The following is a 6,903-nucleotide window of genomic DNA, read 5'->3' on the forward strand; positions in this document are numbered from 1 at the left end:
GTGCCGCGGCCCGCCCCGGACACCGGGACCGCCCCCGATCCGGACCCCGGGACGGGATCCGCACCGCAACCCCTCGGAGGCCGCCGATGACCCCGACCCCCACCCAGGACGCGCGCGGCCCGGTCGGGCCGCGCGGACCCGAGTCGCGCGGCCCGGGCCCGCTGGCGGCGCTGGCCGCGCTGGGCCGGGGCGGCACGGCGACCGTCGCGCTGCTGCTGGCGCTGATCTTCGTGGTGATCGCCACCCAGAACCCCTCGTTCTTCGAGGGGCCGCCGCTGATGGCCTTCGCCAAGAAGGCCGCGCCGCTGGTGATCCTGGCCATCGGCCAGTACCTGGTGATCGTCTCCGGGGAGTTCGACCTGTCGGTGGGGTCCCTGGTGGGCGCGCAGGTGGTGATCGCTGCCCGCCTCATCGACGGAGACGAGGCCATGACCTGGCCGGTGATCGGCCTCATGCTGGTCTTCGGCCTGGTCGTGGGCCTGGTCAACGGCCTGGTGACCACGCTGCTGCGGGTGCCGTCGATCATCACCACGCTCGGCACGATGCTGATCCTGTTCGGCGCCGTGCGCTACTGGACCGGCGGAGCGCCCACCGGGGCGCTGACGGAGTCCTTCCGCGTGTTCGGCCGGCAGGGGATCGAGGGCGTGCCCGTCCTCGGCGAGATCCCGTGGGCGCTGCTCATCGCCCTGGCGCTGGCGGCGGGCGCGGTGGTGCTCATGCGCTCGCCCTACGGCCGCTCCCTCGTGGCGACGGGTGACAACGACGTCGCCGCCGCGTTCTCGGGGGTGCGGGTGTGGCGGGTGCGCACGATGGCCTTCGTCGGCTCCTCCCTCATGGCCACCGTCGCCGCCGTCCTCATCGGCGGCTACGCCGGGGTCACCGCGCAGGTCGGCGACGGGCTGGAGTTCACCGCGATCACCGCCGTGGTCCTGGGCGGGGTGGTGCTGGGCGGCGGGCGCGGCACCGTGGTCGCCGCCGTCCTGGGAGCCCTGACCGTGGAGGCCCTGTTCACGCTGTTCAACCAGCTGTACCTGCCCTCGACGCTCCAGCCCACGGTGCAGGGGCTCATCATCATCGCCGCGGTGGCCTACGCCGCCCGCCGGGGCGACCTTCGACTGCCGGAGCGCCTGCGACGGCGACCGGACCATCCGACCGAGCGGCCGCTCGGCACTTCCAGGAGGTAACCATGCGCGTCCCCCGCGTGCTGCTCGCCGGCGCCGCCGGCCTGACCCTGACGCTCACGGCGTGTACGACGGACGCCCCCACCGACGCCCCCGAGGAGGCGGGCTCCGAACTCACCCCCGACGGGGAGTGGTTCGACGAGGCCGAGTTCGAGGCGCAGCTGGCCCAGCGCGAGATCACCCCGGAGGGCCCCGAGGACCAGCCCTGGCTCCAGGCGATCGAGCCCGAGTGGATCGACACCTCGGAGTTCACGCACGACGCGCCAGAGGACGCGACGCTGTGCTTCTCCAACGCCTCGGTGTCCAACCCCTGGCGCGTCACCGGCTTCATCACCATGGAGCAGCAGGTGGAGGCGCTCCAGGAGGAGGGGCGCATCGGCGAGTTCCGCGTGTCGGACGCCGCCGACGACGACAACCAGCAGATCTCCGACATCCAGGCCTTCGTGGACTCCGGGGACTGCGACGTCATCATCATCTCCCCCTCCACTACCGCGACCCTGACCCCGGCGGTGGAGACCGCCTGCGAGAGCGGCGTCCCGGTCGTGGTCTTCGACCGCGGCGTGAACAGCGACTGCATGGTCACGTTCATCCACCCGATCGGCGGCTACGCCTACGGCGCGGACGCGGCCGAGTTCCTGGTCGATGAGCTGGAGCCCGGCTCGACCGTGCTGGCGCTGCGCATCCTGCCCGGCGTGGACGTGCTCGAACACCGCTGGGCGGCGGCCCAGGAGGTCTTCGCCGACAGCGAGCTGGAGGTGCTCGGCCACGAGTTCACCGAGGGCGACGGCGCCATGATCAAGGACCTGGTCTCCCAGCACCTCCAGCGCGGCGAGGTCGACGGCATCTGGATGGACGCCGGGGACGGCGCCGTGGCCGCCCTGGAGGCCTTCGAGGACGCGGGCCAGCCCTACCCGGTGATCTCCGGTGAGGACGAGCTGAGCTTCATGCGCAAGTGGCAGGAGGAGGACCTCACCGCGATCGCGCCCGTCTACTCCAACTTCCAGTGGCGGACCCCGGTCCTGGCCGCCGGCATGATCCTCGCCGGCGAGGAGGTGCCCTCGGAGTGGATCCTGCCGCAGGAGCCGATCCGTCAGGACGAGCTGGACGAGTACCTGGAGCGCAACGCGGAGATGCCGTCCCTGCACTACGCGAAGTTCGGCGGCGAGGACCTGCCGGGCTTCCCCGAGGCCTGGACGGACCGGTAGGTGCGCGCGCTGGGGGTCAACACCTGGGTGTGGACGTCGCCGCTGACCGACGCCGCGTTGGAGCGGATCGCGCCCCGCGTGGCGGAGTGGGGGTTCGACGTGATCGAACTCCCCGTGGAGGACACGGGCGACTGGGACCCCCGGCGCGCCCGGGCCCTGCTGGACGGGCTGGGCCTGACGGCCAGCGTCGTGCTGGTCATGGGGCCGGGCCGGGAACTGGTCGCGACCGACGCGGCCACCCGCTCGGCCACGCAGGACTACCTCAGGCGGGTCGTGGACGCGGCCGCGGCGGTGGGCTCCCCCGTCGCCGCCGGTCCTGCCTACGCCTCGGTCGGCCGCACGTGGCGGATGTCCCCGCGTGAGCGGGCGGGGATCGGCGCGGAGCTGACCGAGGCGCTGGCCCCCGTGGTCGGGCACTGCTCGGCCGCGGGGGTCCGGCTGGCGGTGGAGCCGCTCAACCGGTACGAGACGAGCGTGCTCAACACGGTGGACCAGGGGCTGGAGATGCTGGCCGACCTGCCCGCGGAGCACTGCGGGCTGGCCCTGGACGTGTACCACATGAACATCGAGGAGCGGGACGTGGCGGCGGCCGTGCGGCGCGCGGCGGGCAGAGTGGCGCACGTGCAGGTGTGCGCGAACGACCGCGGCGCCCCCGGGGCCGACCACCTGGACTGGAGCGCGATCCTCGGCGCGCTCGGCGACGCGGGGTACGGAGGACCCCTGGTGATCGAGTCGTTCACGGCGGACAATGCCAGCATCGCCACGGCGGCCTCCGTCTGGCGACCGTTGGCGGCGACCCAGGACGCGATCGCCGTCGACGGCCTGGCCTTCCTTCGCGCCCTGAGCCGACGAGAGGAGCCGCCGTGCAGGTAGGCAGCGCTCCTCGGGAGCCGCGGTCCGCCCGTACGGGCGCGGCCGGGCTCCACGGGGGACGGGAGCCGGCCGCCGTGTCCGCACCACGGCCGCCGGTGCCCCCGGGCCAGGAGGAAACGTCCACCACCCCCGCTCGGTGCCGCGCTCGCCGGAAAGCGCTGACTGAGGTAGGGCGGCTCCATCCCCACGAGGAGACGTCACCATGCCCGCTCACAAGACCCCCTCCGCCGCCGGATCCGAGTTCCCGGACCCGGTGGCGGACACCCCCGCCACCTGGTGGCTGACCGGGGTGTCGTTCGCGGTGGCCGGTGCCGCCGTCGCCTCCGCCGTGTTCCTCGGCGGTGACGGCGCGAACGGCGCCTCCGCCGCGCCGCAGGCCCCGGCGGACCACCCCGACGCCGAACAGGTCGGTTCGCTGCTCACCCACACCCGCACGGCCCACGAGGGACTCGTCCCCGTGGTGGAGGACATGGAGGAGTTCCTGCCCACCGACGGATCACACCCGCCCCTGGAGTTGACCGAGGCCTCGGTGGTCAACTCCTGGCGCACCGAGGTGCAGGCCGCCTCGGTGCACTTCGGGGAGGTTCCCGAGTCCGGCGGCGCCCACCGGACCGCGCACGCGGGCCTGGTGTCCTCCGTCCGGCTGCTGTCCATGTCAGTCGACACCTACGCCAAGGCCGCCCTGGTCGAGGACGAGGACCTGCGCATGGACGTGCTGCACATCGCCATGGAACTGCGCGACGAGGCGGTCGTGTCGTGGTCGGTGGCGGCCACGCACCTGGACGCGGTGAGCGTGGACGCCGGGCACGGCCACGTCCACCTGTACCTGCCCGCCGCCCCCGACAGCGGCGCCCTCGCGCCCGACGGCGCCGGGGCGGACGCGGGACCGGAGGGCGCCGGGGAGGGCCCCGGCGGCGGACACGACCACTGACCACGAAACCCCCCTACTCCAGGAGGAGACGAACATGCCGCGACCAGTCACCCTGTTCACCGGACAGTGGGCCGACCTGCCCTTCGAGGAGGTGTGCTCCCTGGCCTCCTCGTGGGGCTACGACGGTCTGGAGGTCGCCTGCTGGGGCGACCACCTCGACGTCACCCGGGCCGCCGTGGACGACGACTACGTGCGCGACCGGCTGGACACGCTCAAACGCCACGGGCTGGGCCTGTGGGCGATCTCCAACCACCTGCTGGGCCAGGCCGTCTGCGACGACCCGATCGACCACCGCCACCGCGACATCCTGCCCGCGCGTGTGTGGGGCGACGGCGAGCCCGAGGGCGTGCGCCGGCGGGCCGCCGAGGAGATGAAGACCACCGCCCGCGCGGCCGCCAGGCTCGGCGTGTCCACCGTGGTGGGCTTCACGGGCTCGGCCGTCTGGAAGTACGTGGCGATGTTCCCGCCGGTGGGCGAGGACGTCATCGAGGCCGGGTACCGCGACTTCGCCGACCGGTGGAACCCGATCCTGGACGTGTTCGACGAGGTGGGGGTGCGTTTCGCGCACGAGGTGCACCCCTCCGAGATCGCCTACGACTACTGGTCAACCCAGAGGGCGCTGGAGGCGGTGGGGCACCGTCCGGCCTTCGGCCTGAACTGGGACCCCAGCCACATGGTGTGGCAGGACATCGACCCGGTCGGGTTCCTGTGGGACTTCCGGGACCGGATCTACCACGTGGACTGCAAGGACGCCCGCAAGCGGGTGGGCAACGGCCGCAACGGGCGGCTGGGCTCCCACCTGCCGTGGGGTGATCCGCGCCGGGGCTGGGACTTCGTCTCGACCGGGCACGGCGACGTGCCCTGGGAGGACTGCTTCCGCACGCTGAACTCGATCGGCTACCAGGGGCCGATCTCGGTGGAGTGGGAGGACGCGGGCATGGACCGGCTGGTCGGGGCGGCCGAGGCGGTGGAGTTCGTGCGCTCCCACGCCTACGACCCGCCGGAGGCGTCGTTCGACTCCGCCTTCGGGTCGGACTGACCCGGCTGCAGGCGCGGCGGCGGGGCGGCGCGTACCGGGGATCCCCCTCAACAGGGAGGCGGGGTCAGATCATCGGGGCGATGACCACCCGGTAGTGCCCCCCGTCCTCGGTGGAGACGTCGCAGCGGAAGTCGTTGACCCGGTTGACGGAGCCCTGCACCGCGCTGTCGCCGAAGGCCGCGGTGTCCACCCCGGGCAGGTGTTCGCGGATGAAGGACACCGCCTCCTGGACGGACATGGCGGTGTCCTTCTGCTCTGGGGTGACACGCAGTCCGTTGTCGGTGAGACGGCTGATAACGACCCGGAACATGTGCTGTCTCCCTAGGGTGCCGGGGGGCGGACACCGGCATTCTGCCCCATCGCCTCCCCGGCTGGGAATCCTCCGGGCGGGCGGGGCGCCGGGGCGGCCCGCCCGGTCAGACCTCCAGGTCCGCCTCGATGCCCTTGAGGCGGTGCCTGGCCAGGGCGAGGTTGCCCCGGGAGCGGTCCAGGGCCAGGTAGAGGAAGAGCCCCTGCCCCTTGCGGCTGGTGAGGGGCCGGATGATGTGGTACTGCCCGGACAGGGTGATGAGGATGTCCTCGATCACGTCGTTGATCCCCAACTGGTCCATGGTGCGCATCTTCGCGCGGACCACCTCGGTGTTCCCGGCGGCGGCCACGGTGAGGTCGAGGGTGTTGGTGGAGGCGAGGGTGCCCAGCGCCATCCCGCTGCTGTAGTCGACGACGGCGGCGCCCACAGCCCCCTCGATCTCCATCATCTCCTTGAGCCCGGCTTCGATGTTCGGCATGTCCTTCTCTCTCCTTGACGTGGGTCGGCGCGGCGCCCTGCGGTCGGCGATCCAGCGGCGCAGGCCGGAGGCGCCTCGGCGGGGCTGCCCACCGGTCACGCGGCCACCGGCCGGGGGCGGTCGACGGACAGCGTCCGCAGCGCGGTGAGCACGCGTTCCAGCACCTTGCGGTCCACGGACGCGACCGCCGGCGCGGCGGGGCGGGGCAGGTCCCGCCGGGGCGGGCGGTCGGTGTCGTCGCGGGGAGGCGGCACCCTCGCCGTGCGCACCAGGTCGCGCAGCCGCCGCAGGGTGAAGCCGAGGCTGCCCTCCGTGCGGCCCATCCGCACCCGTACGCACAGGTCGGAGCCCTCCAGGACGGCGAACAGCACGTGGTGGTCGGTGTCGGTGACGACGACGTCCTCCACCCGCTGGTCGGCGCACAGGGGACCCTCCCTGACGGCTCTGAGGATCGCCGCCGCGTCCGCGGCCGGATCGTCGGCGCCGGCGTGGGCGAGGACGCGCCCGCGCCGCCAGTCCACGAGGCAGGCACTGCGCACCCCCGGCGTCTGGAGCATCTCCCGCAACTGCTGCTCGAAGCGCACGTCGGTCCTTTGCGAAGGCTGGGGCCGGGACTCGCGTCGGCCCGCGACGAATCAGGCTAACTGTCCTTTGCGGACATCACGAGAATAGGCGTCATGCGTTCGCAGCGCAGCCTTTTCAGTGATTTATTGTGTTATGCCTGACCGGAGGGGGTGGCGGAAAGCCGAAAGGAGGACGAGGGGGCACCGGAGCGTGTTTCGCCCCGCCGGGAAAGGTGATCGTCCCCGGTGTCGCGCGAGGTCACTTTTTCTCCCTTTCGGGAGTTTCGGGACCTCGGACCCGGGTGGTGTCGGTGCGGGGGGGG

The 6,903-nt window shown here is 72.7% G+C and carries 8 protein-coding genes; 5 read left to right on the forward strand and 3 right to left on the reverse strand.

Annotated elements, in window-relative coordinates; translation table 11 throughout:
* Nucleotides 1-86: 86 nt before the first annotated feature.
* From DQW06_RS01880 to DQW06_RS01900, 5 genes are all read left to right on the forward strand, one after another.
* On the forward strand, nt 87-1,184 hold the full coding sequence (locus DQW06_RS01880; protein WP_013155060.1) for an ABC transporter permease: 1,098 nt from the start codon (nt 87-89) through the stop codon (nt 1,182-1,184).
* 2 nt (nt 1,185-1,186) lie between these two features.
* Nucleotides 1,187-2,386: a substrate-binding domain-containing protein gene (locus DQW06_RS01885; protein ID WP_013155061.1), complete on the forward strand. Its 1,200-nt coding sequence runs from the start codon at nt 1,187-1,189 to the stop codon at nt 2,384-2,386.
* Complete coding sequence (locus DQW06_RS01890; RefSeq protein ID WP_013155062.1) at nt 2,387-3,259, forward strand: sugar phosphate isomerase/epimerase; 873 nt, start codon at nt 2,387-2,389, stop codon at nt 3,257-3,259. It begins immediately after the preceding gene.
* A 202-nt stretch (nt 3,260-3,461) separates the two neighbouring features.
* Nucleotides 3,462-4,190: a hypothetical protein gene (locus DQW06_RS01895; protein WP_013155063.1), complete on the forward strand. Its 729-nt coding sequence runs from the start codon at nt 3,462-3,464 to the stop codon at nt 4,188-4,190.
* A gap of 34 nt (nt 4,191-4,224) precedes the next feature.
* The gene (locus tag DQW06_RS01900) at nt 4,225-5,229 is read left to right on the forward strand and encodes a sugar phosphate isomerase/epimerase (protein WP_013155064.1); all 1,005 of its coding nucleotides are present in this window, start codon (nt 4,225-4,227) and stop codon (nt 5,227-5,229) included.
* Nucleotides 5,230-5,293: 64 nt separating this feature from the next.
* Here the strand turns inward: DQW06_RS01900 and DQW06_RS01905 are convergent, their stop codons facing one another.
* From DQW06_RS01905 to DQW06_RS01915, 3 genes are all read right to left on the reverse strand, one after another.
* Nucleotides 5,294-5,539: a hypothetical protein gene (locus DQW06_RS01905; protein ID WP_013155065.1), complete on the reverse strand. Its 246-nt coding sequence runs from the start codon at nt 5,537-5,539 to the stop codon at nt 5,294-5,296.
* 106 nt (nt 5,540-5,645) lie between these two features.
* Nucleotides 5,646-6,017 (reverse strand): hypothetical protein, encoded by a 372-nt coding sequence (locus DQW06_RS01910; RefSeq protein WP_013155066.1) that lies wholly within the window; start codon nt 6,015-6,017, stop codon nt 5,646-5,648.
* Nucleotides 6,018-6,112: 95 nt separating this feature from the next.
* Nucleotides 6,113-6,601 carry a hypothetical protein gene (locus DQW06_RS01915; protein ID WP_013155067.1) on the reverse strand — a complete coding sequence of 163 codons (489 nt, stop codon included), beginning with the start codon at nt 6,599-6,601 and terminating at the stop codon, nt 6,113-6,115.
* Nucleotides 6,602-6,903 lie beyond the last annotated feature (302 nt).

It is taken from the genome of Nocardiopsis sp. TNDT3 (genome assembly GCF_003427465.1).
Lineage (GTDB): Bacteria > Actinomycetota > Actinomycetes > Streptosporangiales > Streptosporangiaceae > Nocardiopsis > Nocardiopsis dassonvillei.